We start from the raw sequence: 25336 nt of genomic DNA, 5'->3' as shown, positions 1-25336 counted from the left end.
TTAATTTGCTTGTTTAATTAAATTATCGTAAGCAGTACAAGCTTCACTAAGGTTCATATCACAAGCTTTTTTGAAAAGTTCAGATGCTTTTTGATTATTTTTCACATAATATTCTTCATCTAAATACATGATTCCTAGATTATAACAAGCTTTTGAAAATCCTAAACCACAAGATTTCTCATAAAGTAAAGACGATCTTGCAAGATTTTTTTCAACTCCATCTGCATTATTATATCTAACTGCCAAGTTATAACAAGCTTTTGGATGATTTAAGTTACAAGCTTTTGTAAGATATTCTACCGTTTTAAAAGTATCCTGTTCAACTCCATCTGCAAGGGTATACATATTTGCTATATTATAACAAGAAGCTCCCAATCCAGCATCACAAGTTTTTTCATATAAAGATAATGCTTTTTTAGAATCTAGTCGAACACCAAAACCATTTTGATACATATATCCTAAGTTGTAACAAGCATTAACATGTCCACCATCACAAGCTTTTGAGAAAGCTTCTGCTGCTTTAAAATATTCTTGTTCAACATTTGTTCCATTATAATACATGAGTCCTAGATTATAACATCCAGAAGAAGCACCATTTTCGCAAGCTTTTTTAAATATTTCGATAGCTTGTTCGTTATTTCCATTTTTATATTCTACAAATCCATCATTTACAGCTGCTGCAAATAGAGTTTGTAAGCCAAAGAAAAAGAACAGTGTGATTTTTAGTAATTTTTTTAACATAATTTTACTCCTACTAATAAATTTAGTCTGAAATCATTATACTACTTATTTGAGTTATAAAGCAAAAAGAGGAAAAGCCATCAAGATTGATGGCTTTTATTTATTTAAGATTAGTGGCAACCGCAACCAGTTCCACAAGAACCAGATGATGCTACAACACCATTAGCTGCTGCTAATGCTGCTTCATAATTTGGCTCTTCTGTAATTTCTGGACAAATTTCTTTGTAAGAAATAATTCCATTTGCATCAATTACAAATACTGCTCTACAAGCAACACCTGCTAATGCTCCTGAAGAGATTAAAACTCCATAAGATTTAGCGAAAGCTTTTGCTCTGAAGTCTGAACCAACAGTTAAGTTTTCGATTCCCTCAGTTGTACAAAATCTTCCCATTGCAAATGGTAAGTCCATAGAAACTACGATTACTTCTGCATCTTCAATTTTTGCTGCTGCTTCGTTGAATTTTCTAGTTTCAGCTGCACATACTGCTGTATCTAAAGATGGAACTACAACTACGATTTGAGATTTTCCTTTTTGTCCACCAATTTGAACATCAGATAAATCTTTTGCTACAACTGTAACTACAGGAGCGATATCTCCTACTTTTACTTCTGTACCACTTAAAGTTACTTCATTACCTTTTAATTTTGTTGTTGCCATTATTATTTTCCTTTAATTTATTTAAATTTATACGAAATTATAATCAAATAGGATAAATATACTCTTAATTGTTTGCTATCAAGATGTAATTATTTTATCTGTTACTATTTAACTCTAATACCATCTTCTTCAAGGATAATTTTATCCTCACTTATTAGTTTTGTCAATGAAGCTTTGAAAGCTTTTTTACTAAGTCCAAATACTTTGTTTATATCTTCAACTTCACTTTTGTATGTGAAATTCAATTTCCCACCATTTTGAACTAACACATCAAAAACTTTATCTCCTGATGGTTTTTCACCAATCTTTTGAAGTGAAATATCTATTTTATTATCATCTCTAATATTTTTTACATATGCTCTTTTTTTATCACCAATTTTTAGGTTTTCGAAAATCTCTGTGTGATAAATCATTCCATCGTAAGAGTTATTTACTATAACTTTGTATCCAAGTGGTGTTTTTGAATAAAGTATAATCTCAACCTCAGCATTTTTTTCTAAATTTTTTATCTCTTTTAATAAATCATATTTTTCTGAAGCTATTAATCTATTTGTTCTCTCGTCAAGTTGAAGTTGTAAAACTTTTGTATTTCCAATAGAGTAAGTTCCCTTTTGTTTATTTTTAGGAACTAAAATATGTTTTGGTAATCCAATATCCACAAAAGAGCCAAATTTCATAGAATCAACTATTTCTAAAGAGGCAAATTCATATAAATATACATAAGGTTTTAACGTAGTTGCTACCAGTCTGTCTTCACTATCTGTATATATAAATACATCAAGAAAACTGCCTATTTCCATAGACTTTGTAACATAGGCATTTGGAAGTAGAACTTCTGTTTGGTCATCACTAATTAGATAGATTCCAGGTTCGCTAACTCTATTAACTGCAAGAGTATTTAACTCGCCCACATAGATGTGTTCGTTTATTTGTTTTTTATTCATTTTGGTTTTTCCGTTTCTTTTTTTTCGTTTTATTGTGGATTATAGCCAAATAATCCTTTTTTACTGGGTTTTTTGCCTTTTTCACTATGATTGAGGAAACTTAAAATTTTAATATGAAAAAGTGTCATATAGTGTTACAAGTTTCTTAATTAAAGAGCTTATTATTTATTTTTAATTTTTTCATTCCCAACATGGAAGTTGGGAATGAAAAAATGTTGAGAACGAGGAAAGTAACTATCTTTTAAAAAGTTTCACAATTGCTAAAACAACAACTGCTACTAAAATAATACTAGCACCTGAACTAATATCATAAGCATAAGAGACAAGCAATCCTAAGATTGTAAATATCGTGGCTAAAATTGAGCTAATTATCATCATTGTTGATAATTTTGTTGAGAAACTTTCGGCTAAATATGTGGGAATTGTTAGAAGTGCAATTACCAAAATCAATCCTACAGCTTTAATAGCTGCCACCACACAAAGTGCTGCTAGAATTAAAATTAGTGTATAAAAGAACTTTACATTTATACCTCTTAAACTTGCAAATTCACTATCATAAGAAACTGCCAAAATCTGCTTATAAAAATAAACAATAATTCCTATGATAAAAACATCTAAAACACTCATATAAATCAAATCATCCCTTGAAACGGCAATGATTGAACCAAAAAGATATGATAACAAATCCACATTATATCCAGGTGTTAAATCCACAAATATAATACCAATCGCCATTCCACTTGCCCACATCATACCAATGATAGCATCTATTCTAGTTCTATTTTTTAGAGTGATTATTGCAATTACAACGGCTGTTAATACTGCAAAAACAGTTGCTCCAAATAAAACTGGAATACCTAAATAAATAGCAAGTCCAATTCCTCCATAAGAGCTATGAGCGATTCCACCTGTCAAAAAAGTAATCTTATTTACAACAACAAGAGAACCTATTATTCCTGCTGCTATTGAGATTAGAACTCCTGCAATTAAGGCATTTTGAATAAAATCATATTGTAATATTTCTAACATTTTTTGCCTTTAATGAGTGTGTTCACAACAAACATGAGATTTTCCTAAAGCTGATAAAAGCTCAACTTCACATAAATGTTCATTTTGTGTATTTATATTTTTTTGCATATTTTCTAAAGAGTGATAAACTATATTTTTATTTATATGGGCAACATTTTTTGCATAGTTTAATAAAACTGAAATATCATGGCTAACAACCACTATACAAATTGATTTATTAAGCTCTTTTAACAACTCATAAATCTCCCTTTGCCCTTTTACATCAATACTTGCTGTTGGTTCATCAAGTAACATAATTTTTGGATTTGAACACAAAGCTCTTGCAATAAAAACTCTTTGTCTTTGACCTCCACTTAAATCACCAATTTTTGAATTAGCAAAATCTGCCATACTAACTTTTTTTAAAGAATCCATTGCACAAGCTATATCCTCTTTTGAATATCCGAATAATTTTCTTTTTGAACTTGTATGTCCCATTAAAACAATTTCCAATGCCGTGATTGGAAAATCTATATTTAAATTTGTATTTTGAGGAACATATCCTATTAAACTATTTTTTATTTTTTTATCAATTTTCCCAGTTTGAGGTGTTAATAAACCTAAAATTAGTTTTAATAAAGTAGATTTTCCTCCACCATTTGGTCCAATAATTGCTAAAAAATCATTATCTTTTATTGATAAATTTATATCTTCTAATACATCTGTTTTATTATATTTGTAAAATAAATTACTAATATTTATTAATTCCACTAAAAAACCTTTACTTGCAACTTTGTTGCAATATTATCAAAGATTAGATAAATCTAATCTCAAATTTCATTTTTCAACCAAGAATAAGCTAATCCTAAATATTCATGAATAGCCATTTCACTATTTCTAATATTTTTTGCAGAAAAATATGCCGAATAAGAGTCATCTTTATAAGCTAAATTATTTGTGGGACTTGCTATCACATGTAATCCCTCTTTTTGAAACAACAAAACTGCCCTTTTCATATGAGAAGCTGAAGTTACCAAAATGAAAGCTTCATCACCTACAATTCTTTTGGTTTCAATTGCCTCTTCTTTTGTATCTTTTGTAGTATCAAGTCTAATAATATCTTCTTGTTTTACACCTAAAGAAATAGCCAGTTTTTCTTGCATGTAAGCGTGAGAATATTCATCATTTGCACCATATCCTGAAAGAATTAATTTTGCATTTTCAAGATTTTTATAATGTTTTATTCCCTCAACTAATCTATTAATTGCTACCATTTTTACTTGTGAAGTAATACTTAAACTCTCATTTGTTTTATGTCCACTTCCTAAAACTAAAATATAGTTCACCTTTGGTGTTTGTAATAGTGCTGGATATGAATTTTCAAGTGGAGCTAAAATAGCATTTGAAAATGGTTGAAATGAAAATATTAAAAACCAACAAAATCCTATAAATAAAAATATCTTCGCTTTTTTATAAGAGTTAAACATCAAATAAACAAAAGCGATAAGAAGTAAAAAAAGACCAATTGGAATTGGCAACAAAAACGCTGAAACAATTTTTTTAAATATAAACATTTATTTTCCTATTAGAGCTGATGTATATCCAACAACTCTATTTTTATCTTTTGTAACATCTGCACTCGTGCAATAATTTAACACTTTAGTTTCATAATTATTCTTAATCGCCCAATTTATAATCGCTTTTACACCAGTTTTTCCACAAGCTTCACAATAATTAAACATCTCTAAATCTTTTTTATTTATTGCATTTAAACAAATGTTATCTTTTTTATTTGCCTCTTCAAGGGTATAAAAGTGGCTTAAATCTGTACTTATAACTACAAAATTCAACTCATCTTCTAAAACCTCATCAATCACTTTTGATAAATCTTCATAATCAATTTCACCATAAACTATCTCAACTAATTGTATATTTTCAAAATAATGTTTTATAAAAGGTGCTTGGGTTTCTGTTGAGTGTTCAAATTCACACTCTTCGTTAAACTCTAAAAAGTCATATTTATCTATTAAATTTTGAGAAAACTCTTTATCAATTTTTAGATTTCCAAGGGGAGTTTCATACTCATCATACAAAGCAACACTTGCGCCTTTTAGATAAGCTCTATGCGATGGCCCAATAACAATGACTCTTTTTATGTCTTCTTTATTTAGTAATTTATATGCCAAATTTGCAGTAAATCCACTATAAATATATCCAGCATGAGGAACAATAATAGCTTTAATATTTTCAAAGGTTTCATCATTTGTTTTAACACTATTAAAATGATTTATATATTTTAAAATCTCTTCTTTTTTATCTGGATAAAAACTTCCACTTACAACTGCTTTTCTGATACTCATAGGAATACTCCATCAACTTTTGTTTTACATTTAGGGCAACATCCATCAACAACTTTGTTTTCTAAAACATTAAAATATTCTCTTCTAATTAAAATTTCTCCACAATTTTTACAAACCGTATCATTTTCAAAAGTAGTATTTCCCATATAAACATAGTTTAAACCATACTCTTTTGCAATATCAAATGCTATTTGTAAAGTTTCATCTTTTGTTCGCTGTAAATTAAACTCTTTAAAATCAGGATGAAAAGCACTAATATGCCAAGGAGTATCAACTCCAAGATTCTCTTTTATAAATTTTACAATATTTTCTAACTCTTCTTTTGAGTCATTAATTGTGGGGACTATCAAAGTTGTGATTTCAAGATGAATACCATTATTTTTAATATTAACTAAATTATCACAAACAACTTTTAAATCTCCACCTAAAGATTTTTTATAATAGTTTTTATCAAAAGATTTTAAATCAATATTCATAGCATCAATCACACCTTTCATATCAGCTATTACTTCAGAACTTTCAAAACCATTTGAAACAAAAACAGATTTAATATCAAATTCTTTTGCCCTTAAAGCAATATCTTTAGCAAAGGGATAAAAAATCGTTGGTTCATTGTAGGTATAGGAGATTGATTTGCAGTTTTTCTCTTTTGCAATGTCTACAATTTCATCCACACTAAAATAGTTGTTTTTATTTATATTTGATGTTTGTGATATTTGCCAATTTTGACAAAAAGAACATCTAAAATTACAACCAACAGTTCCAAGAGAAAGTGAAGTTGAATTTGGTAAAAAGTGATAAAGTGGTTTTTTCTCAATTGGGTCAATATTTAAAGCACTCAAATATCCATAAACTAAACACTCTATTTTTTCACCAATATTTTTATTTACCCCACAAACTCCAGTTTGTCCTACTTTTAATTTACAATAATATGAACACAAAAGACAAACTAATCGCTCTTTTTCTTGTTTGTAAAATTTCATTTTATTTTATTAACTTCATAAGTAAATACGTGTGGGTGAAACTCCAAACAATTAGGCTCAAAACTTCCTTTATAACAAAGATGAGAAAAGAACTCTTCAAAGCTAGGAAGTTGTTCCCAAACTTGTGGTAAAAATGTACTTTTTCGTCCATCTTTTTGCAAAATAACCCCATGAATATTTGGTTTTATTTTTGATTTTAAATCTTCTATATCTGTATAAATCACTTCAACAGGTGTTGATAAAATAGAGATTTCAATCTTTACTTTTTTAAACTCATCAAGGGTAAGTTCATAAAATCTTGGGTCTTCAAAAGCTGCTGCAAAGGCATTTGAAATTAAATCATCAAGAAGTTGACGATGTGCTTGTAATGAACCAATACATCCTCGAAGTTGATTATTTAAAGTCAAGGTTACAAAAGTTGCACCATTTTGGGCTAAAAATGGAAAATCTTTTAAGAGTTGTTCTTTGTTTATTTTTATACTTGAATCAAACTTTTCTTCTATTGATTTTTTTGCAATATCTAATAAAACATGATTTTCCATTTTAAACTCCTAATTTAATTATTGATAATATCCTTTATAGTTTCTATAAACTCATCACTATCATTTACGCACTTACAAACTTTATACTCTTTTATTCCTAAATTATGAGCAATTTCTCTATACTCAATATTCAACTCAAAATCTGTCTCTGAGTTATCTACTATAAAGGCAATTGGATAAATTATTACTTTTTCATCTTTAAAGTTTTTTAACATATCTTCAAGTGAGGGTTCAAGCCATTTTAAAGGCCCTACTTTTGATTGATATGCTAGATTTATTGATTTAAAGTTTTTTCCTTTTAGCTCAAGTTTTTCACTTAATATTTTAACATGAGCAATCATTTGTTGCTCATAAGGATCACCTGCATCAACTATTTTTTGAGGAAGTCCATGGGCTGAAAAAATTAGATTATATTCATTTGAGTTTTCTGCATTATTTAAAATCTCATTTACAATACACTCATTAAATTTATCATTTTCATAAAATGTTTCAATATATCTTATGTTTTTTCCAAAAGTATAAGGTAAATAATCTATAAAATCTTCAATTGAGGACTTGGTAGTTGTAGTTGAATATTGTGGATATAAAGGCAACATTACTATCTCATTTATTCCATCTTTTAAAATCTCTTTTATTACATCTTGTGCAAATGGAGGAGTATATCTCATAACTTGATAAGTTTTAAAATCCTCAATTTTTTCATTACATTTATTTACTAATTTTTCAGTTAATGGATTTATAGGCGAAGCATTTCCTATATGTTCATAATTTTTCCAAGCACTATCAAGTCTTGAAGTTGTAATAAAAAATGCAATCATTTTTCTTATAATTGGATTTTTTACAGTTATTATATTTTTATCATTAAACATATTTGTTAAAAACATTTTTAATTCAGCTTTATTTCTAGCTCCACCCATATTAAGTAAAACTAGAGCTTTTTTATTTTCTTGCATTTTCTTCTAACCTTATTATTTTATCGCTACACCACGAAGCCATATCTAAATCGTGTGTTATTAACAAAATAGCACATTTATCTAATAAAGTGATTAATAACTTCATCACATCATAAGCTATTATATTATCCAAAGCAGATGTTGGTTCATCAACCAAAAGTAAATCTGGCTTCATTAAAAGAGCTCTTAAAATTGAACATCTTTGAAGTTGTCCACCACTTAATTCATATGTTTTTTTATCTAATATTTCTCTTTGTAGTGTTAATTTACTTAAATATTCATCTAACTCTTTTTGAGGAATATCGCCAACTATATCTTTTATTTGTTCCAATATTGAATATGTTGGATGAAAAGAGTTATATGGATCTTGAAATATCATTGCAATATTTAATTTTTCAATTGTTCCACTTATCGGTTTTAAGCTCCCAGAAATAAGCTCAAAGAGAGTAGTTTTACCGCTACCACTTTTACCAAAAATTGTTACTAATTCACCTTTTTTTAACTCAAGAGAAAAATCTTTATAAATAGGATTTTCTTTCTTATAATAAAAATTTAGATTATTTATATTTAAAACTTTTTGATTCAATACATACGCCTTTAAAAAAAATATACTATATAAAAAAGTGCCTTTATCTTTGCAAAAAAAAATGAAATGATATTTCACAAAATATATACAATTATAAGGAAAACTTACACTAATTAAGTAAAAATATTAAGCCTAAAGAAAGAAAAAAAAGCTAAAATATTTTTTCTAAAATTTAAGGAGAAAAAATGAAAAAAATCGTATTATCAGTAATCTTTGCTGCTGCTACAGCTGCTTCTTTATCAGCTGCTTCAATTGCTGCATGTGCTACTTGTCATGGAGCAAGCTTTGAAAAAGCTGCATTAGGTAAATCTGAAATTGTTAAAGGTTGGGATGAAGCAAAAACTGTTGCTTCTTTAAATGGTTATAAAGCTGGAACTTTAAATGTTCACGGTATGGGTGCTGTTATGAAAGGTCAAGTTGCAAAATTAACTGACGCTGATATCGCTGATATTGCAAAACAAATTGCTGCAATGAAATAATTTTTCAAACTAGTCAATGAAAGTTGACTAGTTTTCCTCTTTTTTTAACTTCTCTTTTTCACTTTCTAATTTTTCAGCTTTTGCATCTTTTAAACTTTTTTCTTTATTTATAGCATCATTTAAATCTTCAACACTATCAAATAACAGTCCATTTACAATCTTATTTGAGTCATCAAATTGTCCTGTTTTGGCAGCCCAAATAAAAAGAAACAGCATTCCAGCTGAAATTATAATTCCCACAATTAACATAAAAAAAAGTGTATCATTTATCATTTTTATTCCTTTTAAAAGCTTTATTTCATTTTTATTCTAAGTGAATTTAATACAACCATTAATGAACTTAAACTCATTGAAAGAGCTGCAAATAATGGTATTACAAGACCTGCCATTGCTAAAGGAATTGTAACTGTATTATAAATCAAAGAAAGTGTCAAATTTTGTTTTATAAATTTATATGTTTTTCTTGAAATAATAAAAGCATCTTTTAATGAAGTTAAAGATGAATTTAATAACACTATATCTGAAATTGCTAAAGAAACATCTGCTGAATTTCCCATTGCGATTGCAACATCTGCATTACTTAAAGCAACACTATCATTTACTCCATCTCCAACCATAACAACTACTTTATTCTCTTTTTTTAACTCTTTTATATAATTTGCTTTTGAAACTGGTGTTTGAAAAGAGAAATACTTTTTAATTCCTAATTGTTTAGCAATATTTGAAGCAACATTTTCATTATCGCCAGTTAACATTACAACTTCAATATTTTTATCTTGTAAAAAATCTACTAAATCTTTTGCATTATCTTTTATTTCATCTTCTAGTTCAAAACTTGCAATTACTCTTTTATTTATAGTAAATAAATAAACTGTTTTATTTGAATCAAATTTATAATAAATTTCATTCTCTTTTAATAGTTCTACATTTCCACCTAAAAGCTCAAAAGATTTTCCATCTACATTTGTATAACTGGCACTCATACCTTTTGCTTCAATGTTTTTTACGTTATCTAGTTTTTTTTCTGTTAATTCATATTTTGTTTCTAAATGTTTTTTTATTGAACAACTTACAGGATGTGTAGAAGCTGCTAATAAAGAGTATAAAAGATTTAATTTATGGATATTATCATCTAAAATCTTCATTTTTGCAACATTTAATTCACCCTTAGTCAAAGTTCCTGTTTTATCAAAAACAACTGTATTTGCAACAGCTAAAGACTCAATGAATTTTGCTTCTTTAAATAGAAGTCCTTTTTTTGCAAGTTCAGAAATACCAACTAAACTAGCCATTGGAGTTGCAAGTGCTAAAGCACAAGGACAAGCAATTACTATAACTGAAACAGCTACAATAAATGACTTTTCAAAATGATTTGCTCCTGAATAATTAAAACCTAAATCAACTCCAAAGAAATACCAAACTAAAAAAGTAGTTAGGGCTAAAGACAAAATTGTAACTGTAAAATATTTTGAAATTTCTGCTGCTTTTGTCTGTATTTTTGGTTTTGAATTTAAAGAGTCTTCCAAAAGCGTAACAATAGATGAAAATGTAGAATTTCTAAAATCTTTTGTAACTTCAAATTCTATTAACGCATTACTATTTATTGTTCCACTAAATACTGTATCACCAACTTTTTTATATACTGGAATTGATTCACCTGTGAGTGTTGATTCATCAAAGAATCCTTCACCTTTTGTGATTATTCCATCAACTGGAACTTTCTCACCAGCTCTCATTTCAATAATATCACCTAATTTAATGCTATTAAGTGCAACAGTTTTTTTAATGTTATTTTCAATAACAACAGCTTCAAGTGGCAAACTTGATTTTATTTTATCTAAGGTATCAACAGCTGACTTTTTACCAATTACTTCCAAATATTTTCCAACAAGAACAAAAGTAATAATCATAGCAACGGAGTCAAAATAACTCTCACCCTTTGCGCCAAAGAGAATAAACATTGAATAAACATAAGTAAGTGTTGAACCTGAAGCCACTAAAAAATCCATATTTACCATACGATTTTTTAATCCGTAATATCCACCTTTGAAAAATATCCATCCACTATAAAATAAAACTGGTGTTGAAAGTAAAAATTCTCCTATGTGAATCATATTTTTTACTTCTTCAGAGATTCCTGTAAAAAACCCAGTATATTTGGCAACACTTAACATCATAATATTCATACTTGCAATAACTGCAACCATCATGCGAATAAAATAGTCTCTTTTAGCCTTTGAAGCTTGTTCATCTGCTACACTTGAATCATAAGCATATGCGTTATAACCAATAGCTCTAATTTTTAAAATAATCTCTGAAAGTTTTAATTTCTCTTCATCCCAAACAATTCTGGCTTTATTTGAAGTAAAATTTATATTTGCTTCAATTATTCCTTTTGTTTCGTATAAAACTTTTTCATTTAACCAAACACAAGCAGCACAATGAATTCCTTCAATAATTAAGTCAATTTGAGAAAATCCATCTTTTGTAACACTTACATAATTATCTAAAAAGTTTTTTGAATCAAATTTAGTCACATCATCATTTATAATTTTTAAAGGAGGTGCAAGTGTCTTATTTCCTAACTTATCGTAAAAAGATTCCAGTCCATCATCTTTTAAAATATGATAAACACCTTGACATCCTTTACAACAAAAATTTAAATCACCCTCTTTTATCATCACATTTTCACTAAATTCTAAGTGACAATGATTACACTTAATTTTCGACAAAAAAACTCCTACTATGCTCTAAAAACAATACATATGATTATTTAGATATTATGCTTTATTATGATATTATATCTTAATAATTTTGGAGAGAGTCTTAATAATGATAAACAATATTTCAATACTAAAAAATATAACTATTTTATATGCCGAAGATGAAAAGGATTTAAGAGAAGTTACCCATCAAATTTTAAAAGGCTTCACCAAAAAACAATATGTAGCTCAAAATGGACAAGAAGGACTAGAGCTTTTTAAAGAACATGAAAACGAAATAGATTTAATTATTACAGATGTAAATATGCCTATTTTAAATGGTTTAGATATGGTAAAAGAGATAAAAAAAATCAACCTAAATATTCCAATTATTGTAGCAACTGCATTTTCAAATAAAGAGTATTTACTAGAAGCCATTGATATTGGAATTGATAAATATGTTTTAAAACCTATTGATATTGCGAAACTTTTGCAAGTAATGTCTCAATCATTAATTTACCATGAATTAAAAGATTTATATACTGATAAACTCACAAATCTGCCAAATAGAAATAAATTAAAAAAAGATTTAGATGAAAATGATATTGACTTAATGGCTTTATTGGATATTGATGAATTTTCAACAGTAAATGATTTATTTGGTGAAAAAATAGGAGATACAATTTTATTTGAACTTGCAAATAAATTAAAAACCTATTTTAATGATGAAGATTATGTTGTTTACAGAATTGAAGCTGATAAATTTACTATCGTTTCAAGAAAACATAATCAAGATGTAAATGAGTTTTACAATCTTTGTAAAACATTTGCAGATAAAATTGAAAAAGAATCTTTACTTATTGATGAAGATGAAATTGATATAAATATTACTATTGGAATTGCACAAGGTGATGGAGCAAGAGCATTTAAATACTCACAAAGAGTAATTAATTATGCAAGAACAAAACTTCAAAGAATAATGATTTATAACGAATCATTTAAAATTCAACAATCTTTTGAAGAGAATATCAAATGGGTAAAACAGTTAAAAGTTGGTTTTAGAGAAAATTTATTCCAAGCATATTTCCAACCTATTGTTGACACAAAAACAAAAGAAGTTCACAAATATGAAGCACTTATTAGATATATCACAAAAGAAGGTGTTGAAATTGCTCCATTTCATTTTATAAATGTTGCTAAAAAAACAAAACTTTATCCAAATATTATAAAAATTGTTATTCAAGATGCTTTTAAATTAATTAAAAATAAAAATAAGAGAGTCTCTGTAAATATATCATTTGATGATATTGCAAATGAAGAAACAACTGCATTTATTTATGAAATACTAGAACAAAATAAAGACTTCACAGAATTCCTTGAATTTGAAATACTTGAATCAGAAGAGATTTCAGACTTTAATGAAGTTGCAAAATTTATTGCTGAAATAAAAAAATTTGATTGTATAGTTGGAGTAGATGATTTTGGTGCTGGATATTCAAACTTTAATCTATTAACTTTATTGGATATTGACTTTGTTAAAATTGATGGTTCATTAATTGAAAGAATTAATAGTTCAAAAGATTTAGAAATAATAGTAAATACAATTGCAAACTTTTCAAAAGAATTTAAAGTAAAAACAGTTGCTGAATATGTGTCTGATGAAGATATTTATAATAAAATAAAAGAGTTAAATATAGATTATTGTCAAGGTTATTACTTTGATAAACCTCTTAGTTACGATTCAATCAAGTAAGGTTAATTTAACCAACTTGATACAATGTTCTTTTTCTCAAAAAGTGTACTTTTTATTCTTGTAATATTTGCAATACAAACCAACTGTTTTGCAGCTGTTTGAAGATCATCATTGATTATTAAATAATCATAATCTTGAAAATACTCCACTTCACCTTTTGCATTTTTAATTCTTTTTTCAATAATTTCAAGACTATCAGTATTTCTACTATTTAATCTTGTTTCTAAAACTTCTAAAGATGGAGTTGTAATAAAAACAGAAGTAACTATAGAATCAAGTTTATTTCGTACAATCTCATGGCCTTGAACATCTATATCAAATATTACAAGTTTTCCCTCTGCTAAAGCTTTATTTATAGGTTTTAATGAAGTTCCATAATAGTTATCATGGACTTTTGCATATTCTAAAAAATCATCATTTTGAATATCTTTTTCAAATTCTTCTTTTGTAACAAAAAAGTAATCAATTCCATTTACTTCTCCAACTCTAGGAGCTCTTGTTGTTGTTGAAATAGAGAAATAATAATCGTCAATATCTTTATACACTTCTTTTAATAAAGTAGATTTTCCACAACCGCTTGGACCTGAAAGTATTAAAATTGCACCTTTTTTTTCTTTTATCAAATTTAATCCTTCAAACTTAATCTAATATCAACACTTTCACCACTTGAAAGTTTATCAATTACAGTTTGATCAAATTTCTCCAATAAGGGTCTTAATTCATTAATATTAAAATCACTCAGTACTAAATTATAAGGTTTAACAGGTGGAGAAGATAAATCAAACTCATATTCTTTAACTTCATCTAAGGCATCATCTATTATTGCAGAAATATCTTTCCAATCATTTTTTTCTAAATTGATTTCATTTTGAATATTATCTTCTCTTAAAATATTATTTATTTTACTTAATTCACTATGGTCTAAAATTCCACCCATATGAAATTCTGATGAACTAACAATACTTTCATCTTCTTCTTCATTAGGAAATTCATCTTCAAAATCATTTTCTTGATTATCATCCATCTGCTCAATATATTTAGTTGTAATTGGAATAATTACATCTTCATCTTCACTATAATGATTTACAAAAGGTTTTGATGAAACAGAGTTTTTTTCTTTTTCATTATCTTCTTTTATTATAACTATTTGTTCTGCTAAAATTGCTTCTAATTTTGTAGGTAAAAAAGGTCTTGGAATTATAAAATCTCTTGATTTATCAAAAGGCAACTCTTCTGAACTTATTGCACCTAATTTTTTAGAAAATTGTTTTATAGTGTTAAATTTATCATCAATAAAACTTTGATCAATAATAATTAAATCAAATTTTTCGTTAACACTATTTGTTTTTTGAATCGATAATTTAATATTTAGTCTTTTACAAACTAATACAAAAATATGTTCAATTATTGCAGCATCACATATTAATAATATAGTCACTTTATCTCCTGCAATACTAAATCTTGTAACTTATAAACTTTATCACATTTCATAGCTAACTCATGCTCATGTGTTACGAGTATTAAACCAGCATCATTATTTTTTATATATTTAAATAAGGTATTCATTACAATATTTGCAGTATCTTTATCTAAATTTCCAGTTGGTTCATCAGCGAAAATAATTCTTGGTTTTTTTGTCATAACTCTTGCTATTGAAAGTCTTTGTTGTTGACCACCACTTAATTCACCTACACCTTGATTTATTACGTAATCTATATTTAACTCTTTTAATAGATTTTTGTCAATATCCTCACCACTTAAAAGTGTAGCAATTTCGAGATTTTCAATAGCAGAAAATCCACGGAATAGATAGTGAGCTTGAAAAATTATTCCAAAATCTTCTCTTCTAATTTTTAATAATTGATTCTGATTTAAAGAATACATATCTTTACTTTTAAAAACAACAGTACCTGTTGATGGTTTTAAAAGAGAAGACAAAATATTTAAAAGTGTTGATTTTCCACTTCCACTTGTACCTATAATTGCAATTGATTCTTTTTTAGATAGAGATAAGTTTATATTATTAAAAAGCTCATAATCAAATTTATGAGATAAGTTTTTAGCTTGTAGTAAAAAGTCATCTGCAATGAGTGCCTCCATTTTATTAGCTTCACTCATTACATCTTCCTTTTTTATTTTACATAGTTATGAAACTACGATTATTTTCCCATTTGTTTTGCAACTTCAGCTGCGAAATCTTCTTCTACTTTTTCAATACCTTCACCAAGTTCAAATCTAATGTACTCAGTAATTTTGATTGATGCATCAACTTCAGCAATTGCTTGCTCAACAGTTAATTTATCATTCATTACATAAGCTTGAGATAATAAAGCAAATCTACCGTCTAATTGAGTATTATCTGTAATATATCTTTCGATTTTTCCAGGGATAATATTAGCCCAAATTTTTTCTGGTTTACCTTGTTCTTTTAATTCAGCTTCAAAAGCAGCTTTTGCATTAGCAATTGCAGACTCTGTTAATTGAGATCTAGAAACAAAATCAGGAATATTTTTTAATGGTTTTCCTAATCTTTTTAACTCATCGTTATCAGCTATGATTTCTGCAACGATTGCTCTGTTTTCAGAATCTACAAATTCAGGATCTAAATCAGTATAAGAAATAACAGTTGGCTTCATTGCAGATGCATGCATTGCTAATGATTTTAATAAAGCAGAAGTTTTATCTTTAGCTGCTTCATCACAAGTTGCAGCTAATAAAACTCCAACTCTACCATTTGTATGAACATAACCATTTACAACTGTACCAGATACAGAAACTAATTTTCTTGCAACTAAGTTTTCACCGATTGTAGCGATTTTACCATTTAAAAACTCTGAGAAAGCCATTCCATTAATAGTAGATGCAACTAAAGTTTCAGCATCAACAATATTATTAGCTTGAGCATGAGATAAAATCTCTTGCGTTAAATTAAGGAAATTTTCATTTTTAGCAACGAAATCTGTTTGTGCATTTAACTCTAACATTGTAGCTATTGTATTATCAGCGTTAACTTTAACAGCAACAACACCTTCAGCAGCAACATTTCCAGCTTTTTTAGCAGCTTTCCCAAGTCCAGCTTCTCTTAAAGCTTGAACTGCTTTTTCTAAATCGCCATCAGTTTCGTTAAGTGCATTTTTGCAATCAAGCATACCTGCACCAGTCATTTCTCTTAGTTCTTTAATTAATTTTGGAGTTGCACCAGCCATAATTATACTTCCTCAGTTTCAACGATTTCGTTTTCACCTTCAGAAACAGCTTCAGCAATTAACGCTTCAGTTTCTTCTTGTGATACTGGTTCAATATCTCCACCAATTTCGTCAGCTAATACAGCTTTTCCTTCATTCATAGCAGCAGCCATTTCATTACAAAATAAATGAATTGATCTGATTGCATCATCATTTCCAGGAATTGGTAAATCTACAACATCAGGATCACAATTTGTATCTAAAGGAGCAACAACTGTAATTCCTAATCTTCTAGCTTCTTGAATAGCAATTTTTTCTTTAACAGCATCAAGAACAAACATCATATCTGGAAGTTTGTGCATTTCTTTGATACCACCAAGGTATAATTCTAATTTTTCTTCTTTTCTAGAAAGCATTAATGCTTCTTTTTTAGTTAAAAGATCTAATTGACCTTCTTCTCTCATTTTTTTAATAATTTCTAATTTTCTAATTGATTTTTTGATTGTTCCAAAGTTAGTTAACATTCCACCTAACCATCTATGATTAACATATGGCATTCCACAAGAAATTGCAGCTTTTTTAATAGCTTCGCTAGCTTGTTTTTTTGTACCAACAAAAATCATTGTTTGACCAGTAGCTGCTCTATCTTTAACAACATTATATGTATATCTGAAATATCTTAATGTTTTTTGTAAATCTATAATATAGATATTTTTTCTAACACCGAAAATGAATTTTTTCATTTTTGGATTCCATCTTCTTGTTTGGTGTCCGAAGTGTACACCACACTCTAATAGGTCTTTCATTGTTACCATGAGTAATTCTCCTTGAATTATATTTTTTGTAATCTGGGTTTAGCCTCTGTATCCCTTAATGTCAAGATTTCTCTTGTCACAACCCATACAAGGATTGATACATGTGAGGTTCTAATTTAAAATTAGAGTTGCGATTATATTTAAAGTAAGATTAATTCTTCTTTAACTCTATAAAAAAGTTATACTATATATTGTGAACAAATTTACTTTTTTTGAATAATTAGAAAAGGAATAGAAATTGTATATAAAAAAATAAAAAAAGGAATATCATGACACCAATTGATTATATAAAAGAAAACCATTTAGAATGGCAACCTTCATTCTCAAGGGAGATCAATAATGCTTTATTTGGATATAGAGGAGCATTAATAATCCAAGAGGGAAAAAAACTTTCAGAAACTAAAGTTATGCCTCCAAAAGCACAAGCTAAACAAGTTATCATGATTAGTGAAGCTGATAAAATAAAATTCTTTGCATGTGAATTGGAAACTTTTGGGTTCTTTGAAGAATTTTTCAATAAATACAAAGATTTCTTTGATGCTAATTCTGTGAACTTATTATATGTAATAGATTTAGATGCTAATGGTGTTTTTGAATATCAAGGTGTTAAATTTTCAACTTTTATGTTAGATGAAAGTTCTGTGTGGAATGAAGTATTAGATTATTTCTCATTAGAAAAAGGTGTATTAAAAAAACTTTCTAATGAAGAAAAATTAGAAATGATTTATGATGAACTAGCAACTATGAATGTTGAAGCAATTGATAAAACTTATGACGAAATGCTTGCTTTAATGGGAACAACAAAAAAATCTTTAATGGGCGCTGTATAAATTAAAAAATAAAGATACTCAATTATAATTGAGTATCTTAAAATTTAAAATGAGTTTATTTTATGTGTTTTAAAATCTCTTCTTTATCAGAAAAAGGGAATTTTTTATCATAAATAATTTGAGTAGCTTCATCACCTTTTCCAAGAACTAAAATAACAGAATTTTCATTTGCCATTGCAATGGCTTTTTTAATAGCTTCTTTTCTATTTATTTCAATTTGAACATTTGCATGATTTTTTATTCCAGCTAAAATATCTTGAATAATTAAATCAGGGTCCTCAAACCTTGGATTATCACTAGTTACAATTATATATTTTGAGTACATGGCAGCTATTTGTCCCATCAATGGACGTTTTAATTTATCCCTATCTCCACCTGCACCAAATACACAAATAATTTCTTTTTCAGGGAAACTTTGTAAAACCTCTTTCATTCCATCAGGTGTATGTGCAAAATCTACAATTACTAAAGGATTAATAGAAACCGTTTCCATTCTTCCACTAACACCTGCAAATCCCTCTAGTGCTTCACAAATCTCATCAAGTGGTTTTTGTGTTGTAATATGAACAGCTGCAACTGCTGCCATTAAATTGTAAACATTAAAAATTCCCATCATATTTGATGAAAAAGAGTGCATTTTCCCAAAATGTGAAAACATAACATGAGTACCATTTTTAAAAGAGTATGCAGTTACTTTGTAAGTTGATGGTTCATCTAAAGAGTAAGCAAAACCATTCGTGCTATTGTATTTAACTACATTGTCATCTTTATTTATTAACTTTTTACTATCATCTTCAAAAAAAGAGTTTTTAACTCTAATGTATTCATCAATAGTTTTGTGATAATCAAGATGATCTCTTGTTATATTTGTATGAATTTTAAGAGCAAATTCTAAACCCTCAATTCTTTTTTGCTCAATTGCATGGGAACTAACTTCCATAACAAAAAAATCACAAGCATTATTTATAGCTTGCTGAATATGAGCAAAATTTCCAAGTTGAACAGGAGTGGTTAAAGAGTAATCTTCAACTCTTTCATCATTGATGAAAAATCCACGTGTTCCTTGAAGAGCAACTTTATATCCTAAATCAAGTAATATTGAATAAATAGCAGCTGCAGTTGTTGTTTTCCCATTTGTTCCTGTTATTCCAATTACTTTGATACTTGACATATCTAAATGATTTTTTAATTCATTTGCTGTTATTATCTCTTTACAACCATTTGCGATTGCACTATCTTTGAATTTTTCATTTTGTTTTGAAACAACAAAAACAGAATTTTCATCTGCTTCATTTGAATTATCTGTATAAACTTTATTATTTATGATTAGTTGCAAGTTTTTTCTCTTCTAATTTTTTATATAATTTTTCAATCTCTTTGTCATAAGAAAAATATTCATTAAATCCATCTAAATATGAATACGCCGTACTATTAAAATCATTATCTATTAATTTAGTTACAAAATCAAAAAAATCATCTTTATTTTCAATGGCAACTTTTGTTGAAAACATTATATCTTCAAATGCAACTCTAAAAGAACCTCTTGAATCAATTAGTTTTTTAAAATCTTCATATCTAATTGCATCAAGTGATTCAATAGTTGACGTACTCAACTCTTTTAAAACTTCCATCATTTTGTCAATATCACCATCATATGCATCTACTACATCTTCAACATATCTTATTGCTTCTTCAAGATTTTCATCTTTTACAATACTAAAATAATCATAAAGTGAAATTGCTTTTTCTTCATCTTCACTAGCTATATCACAAAATAATGCGTAAATTGGATACTCTTTATTTTGAGGAAAATTTGATGAGAGTTGAGAATATAAAAACAATGCTTTATTGAACTCTTTTTGAGTGAAAAAGCTATTTGCCTCATTTAATACTCTACTTTCATTTATCATTAAAATTCCTCTAATTTATTTTCCATACCTTCTGGTACATTAACTATTTCTAATTCTGGATGAATCGCTGATTTTAACTCTTTTTCAACTATATATTTTAAAGTACTACCACTTGCACTACATCCAACACAAGCACCTTTTAATTGCACAAAAACCTTAGCATTTTTAATCTCTAATAGTTCAATTGCTCCACCATCTCGTGCAAGCATTGGGGCAATTTTATTTTTTATAATTGAACTTACAGGATCTTTTAAATCTTCATCTGTAAATGGCATCATTTTATTTTACCTCTTTAGCTTTCTTCTTTACAAAATATATTCCAATGGCTATAAGTACAAGAATTACAGCTATGCTTTGGAATATAAAAGTAAGTGTTACTTCTTCTTGAAACATTTTATTCCTATTTTAAAACTTCTTCACATCTATTACAAAGTGTTTCTTCTTTTACTGCTGTAAACTTCCAACATCTTGGACATTTATGAGCAGTTGCTTTATAAACTTCAAAATCTTTTCCATCTATTTGGAAACTTCCAAGTATATCAGAGTTTTGTTTATTATTTGTTACAGAACTTACTAAGAACCAATCACTTGATTCAACTTCATCTAAAGCTAAAATCTCTTCGCAATTTGTATAAATCATTAACTCTAAAGTTGATTTTATAACTTTTTCTTTACTTAAAGCATCTTTGATTTCAGAGAATTTTTCTTTTGCAGTAAATAATAAAACTTCATCAATATCTGATTTAACTTCAGGTAAAACAACCTTTTTATAATCAAAAATATCCTCACAATCATCTTTTAAAATCTTTGGTGCAAACTCCAATAACTCATCCATTGTATAAGTTAAAATTGGAGCCATTGTAGAGATTAATTTTTTAGCGATTAATGCCATTGCACTTTGCGATGCAAGTCTATGAATATCATTTTTATCATCACAATATAATCTATCTTTACAAACATCAAGGTAAATTCCAGATAAATCCACAACTAAGAAGTTGTTTAATTTATTTAAACCTTTTGAAAATTCATATACATTAAATGAAGCTTCAATTTCATCAAATACTTTTTTAGCTTTATTTACAACCCATTTATCTAAAGGTCCCATTTTATCAACTGATACAATTTCTTCTAAATCTGAAACATTTGCAAGTAAAAATCTTGCTGTATTTCTGATTTTTCTATAAAGTTCTGCATTTTGTTTTAAGATATTATCAGAGATTTTTAAATCAGATTGATAATCACTCATTGCAACCCAAAGTCTTAAAATTTCACTACCATATTCTTTTAAAACTTTATCAGGAGCAACAACATTTCCTTTTGATTTAGACATTTTTTCACCTTTTTCATCAACAGTGAACCCATGTGTTAAAATTGATTTATAAGGAGCAATTTCACTTGAAGCTAAAGTTGTTAAAAGTGAAGATTGGAACCAACCTCTATGTTGGTCACTTCCTTCAAGATACATATCAGCAGGGAAAGTTCCAGCATCATAGTTTCTAGATCTTAATACTGCATTTTGTGTTGAACCTGAATCAAACCAAACATCTAAAATATCAACAGTTTTTTCTAAATCCTCAGGATTTAATCCACTTCCTGGATATAGTAATTCTGAAATTTCTAAATCATACCAAGCATCACAACCTTTTTGTTCAAAAATCATAGCTGTATAATTTAAAACTTTTTCATCAAAAACTATCTCATCAGTTTTTTTATTTCTAAAAAATGCGATTGGAACACCCCAATCTCTTTGTCTTGAAATACACCAGTCAGGTCTTCCCTCAAGCATTGCTTTTAATCTATTTCTTCCCCATTCAGGATAGAAAGTTAAATCTTCTACAACTTTTAATGCATTTTCTCTTAATGTTTTATTTTGTTTTCCATAATTATCATCAATAGAAATAAACCATTGTTTTGTTGCTCTAAAAATAATTGGTGTATGTGTTCTCCAACAATGTGGATAAGAGTGTCTAATATCTACTCTTTTTAATAAAGCATCACCTAACTCTTCTAAAATCAGATCATTTGCTTTAAAGACATTTAATCCTAAATATTTTTCAGTATCTCTGAAAAGTTTTTCTCTTACAATTGTTTCATCATATTTACCAAATGCATCAACCGGCATGATTACGTCTAACCCATAAACTAAACCAATTTTATAGTCATCTTCCCCATGTCCAGGAGCTGTGTGAACTGCACCTGATCCTGAATCCATCATAACGTGTTCACCTAAAACAATTTTAGAAAATCTTCCATTTAATGGATTTATAGCATTTGTATTTTCTAAATCTTTTGGATTAATAGTTTCAACTACTTCTCCTGAAATAACACCATTTTCAATTAAAGTGTTATATAGTTTTTTAGCCACAATAAATTTATCACTAGTTTTTACATACTCTTCTTCACCATTTAATGAAATTCCAGTATTTGCAGGAAGTGTCCAAGGTGTAGTTGTCCAAATAATAATACTTGCATCAATATTTTCATGTTTAAATGCCACATAAATTGATGGAGATGTTTTATCTTCATATTCAACTTCAGCTTCAGCAAGTGCTGTTTGAGCAGCCCAAGACCAATAAACTGGTTTACTTCTTTGAATTAATAAACCTTGTTTTGCGATTGCGCATAACTCTCTATAAATATTTGCTTCAAATTTAAAATCCATTGTTAAATAAGGATTTTCCCAATCAGCAATAACACCTAATTGTTTAAATTCACTTTTTTGAATATCAACAAATTTAGTTGCGTGATCTCGACATAATTGTCTAAGTTTTGATTTTGGAAGTATTTTTTTCTTTTCAGAACCAATTTTTTCTTCTACTTTTTGTTCAATTGGTAAACCATGACAATCCCATCCTGGAACATATCTAATTGATTTTCCCTCAAAATAGTGGAATTTATTGATAATATCTTTTAAAATTTTATTTAGTGCATGTCCAATATGAATATTTCCATTTGCGTAAGGAGGTCCATCATGAAGTGTAAATGATTCACAACCTAATCTATTTTGTTTCATTTTTTCGTATACTTTTTTTTCATCCCATTGTTTGTACTTAATAGGCTCATTGTTAGGAAGATTTCCTCTCATTGGGAAATCAGCTTTTGGAAGTAGTAAACTCTCTTTATAATCCATTATAACACCTTCATCTTTTCAAAATATTTATAGTTTTTCATTAAATCGCAGATTATATCCAATTTAATTTAAAATCAAATTTATCAGTAAAATTAAATAAAAAACGTTTAATGAATTGAATGATTTTTATTTGTGTAAAATTCATTTATTAATTAGCTAATGTTACTAAAATCTATAATTTATTTAGTATTTATAAAAATTTATATTCTATTTATCTAAAATCAAAAATTTATATGCTAGAATCCAAAAATATTTCACAAAAAACATAGGAATTATAAATGAACGAAAAACACTATGAGGTCGTAATTGTTGGTGGAGGAATTTCAGGAGCTGCTCTGTTTTATGAGTTAGCTAAATATTCTACTGCTAAAAATATCTGTTTATTAGAAAAATATGAAGATCTTGCTACTTTAAACTCAAAAGGTACAAGTAACTCACAAACAATCCACGTGGGTGATATTGAAACTAATTACACTTTAGATAAAGCTAAAATCACAAAAAGAACTGCAAAAATGATTGAGAAGTTCTGCTTACAATATAATTTACAAGAAAGAATTATGTTTAAACACCAAAAAATGGCTTTAGGTGTTGGAGAAAAAGAAGTTGAATTTATTACAAAAAGATATCATGAATTTAAAGAAATTTTTCCATATTTAGAGTTATGGGATAAAGAAAAACTAAGAGAATTAGAACCTAAACTAGTTTATGCAGATAAAGAACAAACTAAAGATAGACCTGAACCAATAATTGCAATGGGTGCAAAAAATGAATACACGACTGTTGATTATGGTGAAATGACAAAAGAGTTAGCAAAAGCTGGACAAAATGCTGACACTTCTAAAACAACTGATATTTTCTTCAATTCAGAAGTTGAAGAAATTGAAAAAGTTGGTAATAAATTTAAATTAACTACAACAAATGGTACTGTTTATACAGCAGATTTTGTTGTTGTAGATGCAGGTGCTCACTCATTATACTTAGCTCATAAAATGGGTTATGGTAAACATATGGGTTCTTTATCAATGGCTGGATCATTTTACATTACAAATGGTACATATTTGAATGGTAAAGTATATATGGTACAAAATGATAAATTACCATTTGCTGCACTTCATGGAGATCCTGATATTTTAGAAAATGGAAAAACAAGATTTGGGCCAACTGCTCTTGCTTTATTAGTTTTAGAAAGATATAAAGGTGGTAAATCAATATTCCAATGTTTAAAAACTATGAATATTGATGGAAGCATTATAAAAATTTTCTGGGATTTATTAAAAGATTCAGAAATAAGAAATTATGTATTCAAAAACTTCTTATTTGAAGTTCCAGGAATCAATAAAGGTTTATTTGTAAAAGATGCAAGAAAAATCGTTCCTTCTTTAAGTGTTGATGATTTAGAATATGCAAAAGGATTTGGTGGAGTAAGACCACAAGTTCTTAATAAAACTGAGAAAAAATTAATGCTAGGAGAAGCATCATTAAATGAAGGTAATGGGATTATCTTTAATATGACGCCAAGTCCAGGGGCAACTTCTTGTTTAGGTAATGCACAAAGAGATGTAAAAGTAATTTGTGAATATTTAAATTTAGAATTTGATGAAGCTGCTTTCTTAGCTGATTTAACTGATCCAGAAATCGCTTAATTTTTTCCACTACAATTTTATCTATTAATAAGAGAGTTCTCTCTTATTATAGATAATCACCCAATCATTTATAACACATCTAATCTTTTTTTAATCAAAAACATATAAAATAC

General features: G+C 27.8%; 26 protein-coding genes. 4 read left to right on the top strand and 22 right to left on the bottom strand.

Features of this window, described 5'->3' with window-relative positions:
- From AVENP_RS03960 to AVENP_RS03910, 11 genes are all read right to left on the bottom strand, one after another.
- Entirely contained in the window at positions 1 to 741 is a 741-nt protein-coding gene (locus AVENP_RS03960; protein WP_128357506.1) for a tetratricopeptide repeat protein, read from the bottom strand.
- Positions 742 to 851: 110 nt separating this feature from the next.
- Entirely contained in the window at positions 852 to 1400 is a 549-nt protein-coding gene (gene prx-suh, locus AVENP_RS03955; RefSeq protein ID WP_128357507.1) for a thiol peroxidase Prx-SUH, read from the bottom strand.
- Positions 1401 to 1504: 104 nt separating this feature from the next.
- Positions 1505 to 2344 (bottom strand): CvfB family protein, encoded by an 840-nt coding sequence (locus AVENP_RS03950; RefSeq protein WP_228201829.1) that lies wholly within the window; start codon positions 2342 to 2344, stop codon positions 1505 to 1507.
- A 234-nt stretch (positions 2345 to 2578) separates the two neighbouring features.
- Positions 2579 to 3373: a metal ABC transporter permease gene (locus tag AVENP_RS03945; RefSeq protein ID WP_128357508.1), complete on the bottom strand. Its 795-nt coding sequence runs from the start codon at positions 3371 to 3373 to the stop codon at positions 2579 to 2581.
- A 9-nt stretch (positions 3374 to 3382) separates the two neighbouring features.
- On the bottom strand, positions 3383 to 4123 hold the full coding sequence (locus AVENP_RS03940) for a metal ABC transporter ATP-binding protein (RefSeq protein ID WP_128357509.1): 741 nt from the start codon (positions 4121 to 4123) through the stop codon (positions 3383 to 3385).
- Positions 4124 to 4182: 59 nt separating this feature from the next.
- A complete protein-coding gene (locus tag AVENP_RS03935; protein ID WP_128357510.1) occupies positions 4183 to 4926 on the bottom strand; it encodes an ElyC/SanA/YdcF family protein in 744 nt (247 codons plus the stop codon).
- Positions 4927 to 5712 carry an AmmeMemoRadiSam system protein B gene (gene amrB, locus AVENP_RS03930; RefSeq protein ID WP_128357511.1) on the bottom strand — a complete coding sequence of 262 codons (786 nt, stop codon included), beginning with the start codon at positions 5710 to 5712 and terminating at the stop codon, positions 4927 to 4929.
- Positions 5709 to 6695: an AmmeMemoRadiSam system radical SAM enzyme gene (amrS, locus tag AVENP_RS03925; protein ID WP_128357512.1), complete on the bottom strand. Its 987-nt coding sequence runs from the start codon at positions 6693 to 6695 to the stop codon at positions 5709 to 5711. The genes amrB and amrS overlap by 4 nt, the downstream gene beginning before the upstream one ends.
- Positions 6692 to 7237, bottom strand: coding sequence for an AmmeMemoRadiSam system protein A (gene amrA, locus AVENP_RS03920; protein ID WP_128357513.1), 546 nt, complete (start codon positions 7235 to 7237; stop codon positions 6692 to 6694). Before amrA ends, amrS begins: the two co-directional genes overlap by 4 nt.
- A gap of 14 nt (positions 7238 to 7251) precedes the next feature.
- Complete coding sequence (hemH, locus tag AVENP_RS03915; RefSeq protein ID WP_128357514.1) at positions 7252 to 8190, bottom strand: ferrochelatase; 939 nt, start codon at positions 8188 to 8190, stop codon at positions 7252 to 7254.
- Positions 8177 to 8776, bottom strand: coding sequence for an ATP-binding cassette domain-containing protein (locus AVENP_RS03910; protein WP_128357515.1), 600 nt, complete (start codon positions 8774 to 8776; stop codon positions 8177 to 8179). The genes hemH and AVENP_RS03910 overlap by 14 nt, the downstream gene beginning before the upstream one ends.
- Positions 8777 to 8961: 185 nt before the next feature.
- Between AVENP_RS03910 and AVENP_RS03905 the strand changes: the two genes are divergently transcribed.
- On the top strand, positions 8962 to 9255 hold the full coding sequence (locus AVENP_RS03905; protein WP_128357516.1) for a c-type cytochrome: 294 nt from the start codon (positions 8962 to 8964) through the stop codon (positions 9253 to 9255).
- A gap of 27 nt (positions 9256 to 9282) precedes the next feature.
- On the opposite strand, the gene ccoS is transcribed toward AVENP_RS03905, so the two are convergent.
- Positions 9283 to 9528 carry a cbb3-type cytochrome oxidase assembly protein CcoS gene (gene ccoS, locus AVENP_RS03900; RefSeq protein ID WP_128357517.1) on the bottom strand — a complete coding sequence of 82 codons (246 nt, stop codon included), beginning with the start codon at positions 9526 to 9528 and terminating at the stop codon, positions 9283 to 9285.
- 20 nt (positions 9529 to 9548) lie between these two features.
- Entirely contained in the window at positions 9549 to 11987 is a 2439-nt protein-coding gene (locus AVENP_RS03895) for a heavy metal translocating P-type ATPase (RefSeq protein WP_128357518.1), read from the bottom strand.
- 100 nt (positions 11988 to 12087) lie between these two features.
- Here AVENP_RS03895 and AVENP_RS03890 point away from each other — a divergent pair, with 100 nt between their 5' ends.
- A complete protein-coding gene (locus AVENP_RS03890; protein WP_128357519.1) occupies positions 12088 to 13710 on the top strand; it encodes an EAL domain-containing response regulator in 1623 nt (540 codons plus the stop codon).
- A gap of 2 nt (positions 13711 to 13712) precedes the next feature.
- On the opposite strand, the gene gmk is transcribed toward AVENP_RS03890, so the two are convergent.
- The 5 genes from gmk to rpsB are packed head-to-tail and all read right to left on the bottom strand — an operon-like array spanning position 13713 to position 17710.
- The gene (gmk, locus tag AVENP_RS03885; protein ID WP_128357817.1) at positions 13713 to 14330 is read right to left on the bottom strand and encodes a guanylate kinase; all 618 of its coding nucleotides are present in this window, start codon (positions 14328 to 14330) and stop codon (positions 13713 to 13715) included.
- 5 nt (positions 14331 to 14335) lie between these two features.
- Entirely contained in the window at positions 14336 to 15148 is an 813-nt protein-coding gene (locus tag AVENP_RS03880; RefSeq protein WP_128357520.1) for a hypothetical protein, read from the bottom strand.
- Positions 15145 to 15828 carry an ABC transporter ATP-binding protein gene (locus tag AVENP_RS03875; protein ID WP_172664204.1) on the bottom strand — a complete coding sequence of 228 codons (684 nt, stop codon included), beginning with the start codon at positions 15826 to 15828 and terminating at the stop codon, positions 15145 to 15147. Before AVENP_RS03875 ends, AVENP_RS03880 begins: the two co-directional genes overlap by 4 nt.
- 41 nt (positions 15829 to 15869) lie before the next feature.
- Positions 15870 to 16916 carry a translation elongation factor Ts gene (gene tsf / locus AVENP_RS03870; RefSeq protein WP_128357521.1) on the bottom strand — a complete coding sequence of 349 codons (1047 nt, stop codon included), beginning with the start codon at positions 16914 to 16916 and terminating at the stop codon, positions 15870 to 15872.
- A gap of 2 nt (positions 16917 to 16918) precedes the next feature.
- Positions 16919 to 17710 carry a 30S ribosomal protein S2 gene (gene rpsB, locus AVENP_RS03865; RefSeq protein WP_128357522.1) on the bottom strand — a complete coding sequence of 264 codons (792 nt, stop codon included), beginning with the start codon at positions 17708 to 17710 and terminating at the stop codon, positions 16919 to 16921.
- Positions 17711 to 17979: 269 nt separating this feature from the next.
- Between rpsB and AVENP_RS03860 the strand changes: the two genes are divergently transcribed.
- Positions 17980 to 18540 (top strand): hypothetical protein, encoded by a 561-nt coding sequence (locus AVENP_RS03860; RefSeq protein ID WP_128357523.1) that lies wholly within the window; start codon positions 17980 to 17982, stop codon positions 18538 to 18540.
- A gap of 55 nt (positions 18541 to 18595) precedes the next feature.
- On the opposite strand, the gene AVENP_RS03855 is transcribed toward AVENP_RS03860, so the two are convergent.
- The 4 genes from AVENP_RS03855 to ileS all read right to left on the bottom strand — a co-directional run bounded on the left by AVENP_RS03855 (position 18596) and on the right by ileS (position 23580).
- Positions 18596 to 19876, bottom strand: a complete 1281-nt coding sequence (locus AVENP_RS03855) for a UDP-N-acetylmuramoyl-L-alanyl-D-glutamate--2,6-diaminopimelate ligase (protein WP_128357524.1) — start codon at positions 19874 to 19876, stop codon at positions 18596 to 18598.
- Positions 19857 to 20450, bottom strand: coding sequence for a hypothetical protein (locus tag AVENP_RS03850; protein ID WP_128357525.1), 594 nt, complete (start codon positions 20448 to 20450; stop codon positions 19857 to 19859). Before AVENP_RS03850 ends, AVENP_RS03855 begins: the two co-directional genes overlap by 20 nt.
- Positions 20450 to 20728, bottom strand: coding sequence for a NifU family protein (locus AVENP_RS03845; protein WP_128357526.1), 279 nt, complete (start codon positions 20726 to 20728; stop codon positions 20450 to 20452). Before AVENP_RS03845 ends, AVENP_RS03850 begins: the two co-directional genes overlap by 1 nt.
- Before the next feature lie 122 nt (positions 20729 to 20850).
- On the bottom strand, positions 20851 to 23580 hold the full coding sequence (gene ileS, locus AVENP_RS03840) for an isoleucine--tRNA ligase (RefSeq protein WP_128357527.1): 2730 nt from the start codon (positions 23578 to 23580) through the stop codon (positions 20851 to 20853).
- A 278-nt stretch (positions 23581 to 23858) separates the two neighbouring features.
- Between ileS and AVENP_RS03835 the strand changes: the two genes are divergently transcribed.
- Positions 23859 to 25223, top strand: coding sequence for an FAD-dependent oxidoreductase (locus AVENP_RS03835; RefSeq protein WP_128357528.1), 1365 nt, complete (start codon positions 23859 to 23861; stop codon positions 25221 to 25223).
- Positions 25224 to 25336: the final 113 nt, after the last annotated feature.

The sequence above is a fragment of the Arcobacter venerupis genome, assembly GCF_013201665.1.
GTDB lineage: Bacteria > Campylobacterota > Campylobacteria > Campylobacterales > Arcobacteraceae > Aliarcobacter > Aliarcobacter venerupis.
This window is presented reverse-complemented; position numbering and strand designations above follow the sequence as displayed.

What these genes read in the sequence shown, in the direction of transcription:
- AVENP_RS03905 (WP_128357516.1), top strand. Translation starts at nt 8,962, where the DNA reads ATGAAAAAAATCGTATTATCAGTAATCTTTGCTGCTGCTACAGCTGCT.
- AVENP_RS03875 (WP_172664204.1), bottom strand. Translation starts at nt 15,828, where the DNA reads ATGAGTGAAGCTAATAAAATGGAGGCACTCATTGCAGATGACTTTTTA.
- rpsB (WP_128357522.1), bottom strand. Translation starts at nt 17,710, where the DNA reads ATGGTAACAATGAAAGACCTATTAGAGTGTGGTGTACACTTCGGACAC.
- AVENP_RS03850 (WP_128357525.1), bottom strand. Translation starts at nt 20,450, where the DNA reads ATGATAAATGAAAGTAGAGTATTAAATGAGGCAAATAGCTTTTTCACT.
- amrS (WP_128357512.1), bottom strand. Translation starts at nt 6,695, where the DNA reads ATGAAATTTTACAAACAAGAAAAAGAGCGATTAGTTTGTCTTTTGTGT.
- ileS (WP_128357527.1), bottom strand. Translation starts at nt 23,580, where the DNA reads ATGGATTATAAAGAGAGTTTACTACTTCCAAAAGCTGATTTCCCAATG.
- ccoS (WP_128357517.1), bottom strand. Translation starts at nt 9,528, where the DNA reads ATGATAAATGATACACTTTTTTTTATGTTAATTGTGGGAATTATAATT.
- tsf (WP_128357521.1), bottom strand. Translation starts at nt 16,916, where the DNA reads ATGGCTGGTGCAACTCCAAAATTAATTAAAGAACTAAGAGAAATGACT.
- AVENP_RS03845 (WP_128357526.1), bottom strand. Translation starts at nt 20,728, where the DNA reads ATGATGCCATTTACAGATGAAGATTTAAAAGATCCTGTAAGTTCAATT.
- hemH (WP_128357514.1), bottom strand. Translation starts at nt 8,190, where the DNA reads ATGCAAGAAAATAAAAAAGCTCTAGTTTTACTTAATATGGGTGGAGCT.
- AVENP_RS03945 (WP_128357508.1), bottom strand. Translation starts at nt 3,373, where the DNA reads ATGTTAGAAATATTACAATATGATTTTATTCAAAATGCCTTAATTGCA.
- AVENP_RS03890 (WP_128357519.1), top strand. Translation starts at nt 12,088, where the DNA reads ATGATAAACAATATTTCAATACTAAAAAATATAACTATTTTATATGCC.
- AVENP_RS03835 (WP_128357528.1), top strand. Translation starts at nt 23,859, where the DNA reads ATGAACGAAAAACACTATGAGGTCGTAATTGTTGGTGGAGGAATTTCA.
- AVENP_RS03935 (WP_128357510.1), bottom strand. Translation starts at nt 4,926, where the DNA reads ATGTTTATATTTAAAAAAATTGTTTCAGCGTTTTTGTTGCCAATTCCA.
- amrB (WP_128357511.1), bottom strand. Translation starts at nt 5,712, where the DNA reads ATGAGTATCAGAAAAGCAGTTGTAAGTGGAAGTTTTTATCCAGATAAA.
- AVENP_RS03960 (WP_128357506.1), bottom strand. Translation starts at nt 741, where the DNA reads ATGTTAAAAAAATTACTAAAAATCACACTGTTCTTTTTCTTTGGCTTA.
- prx-suh (WP_128357507.1), bottom strand. Translation starts at nt 1,400, where the DNA reads ATGGCAACAACAAAATTAAAAGGTAATGAAGTAACTTTAAGTGGTACA.
- AVENP_RS03860 (WP_128357523.1), top strand. Translation starts at nt 17,980, where the DNA reads ATGACACCAATTGATTATATAAAAGAAAACCATTTAGAATGGCAACCT.
- amrA (WP_128357513.1), bottom strand. Translation starts at nt 7,237, where the DNA reads ATGGAAAATCATGTTTTATTAGATATTGCAAAAAAATCAATAGAAGAA.
- AVENP_RS03950 (WP_228201829.1), bottom strand. Translation starts at nt 2,344, where the DNA reads ATGAATAAAAAACAAATAAACGAACACATCTATGTGGGCGAGTTAAAT.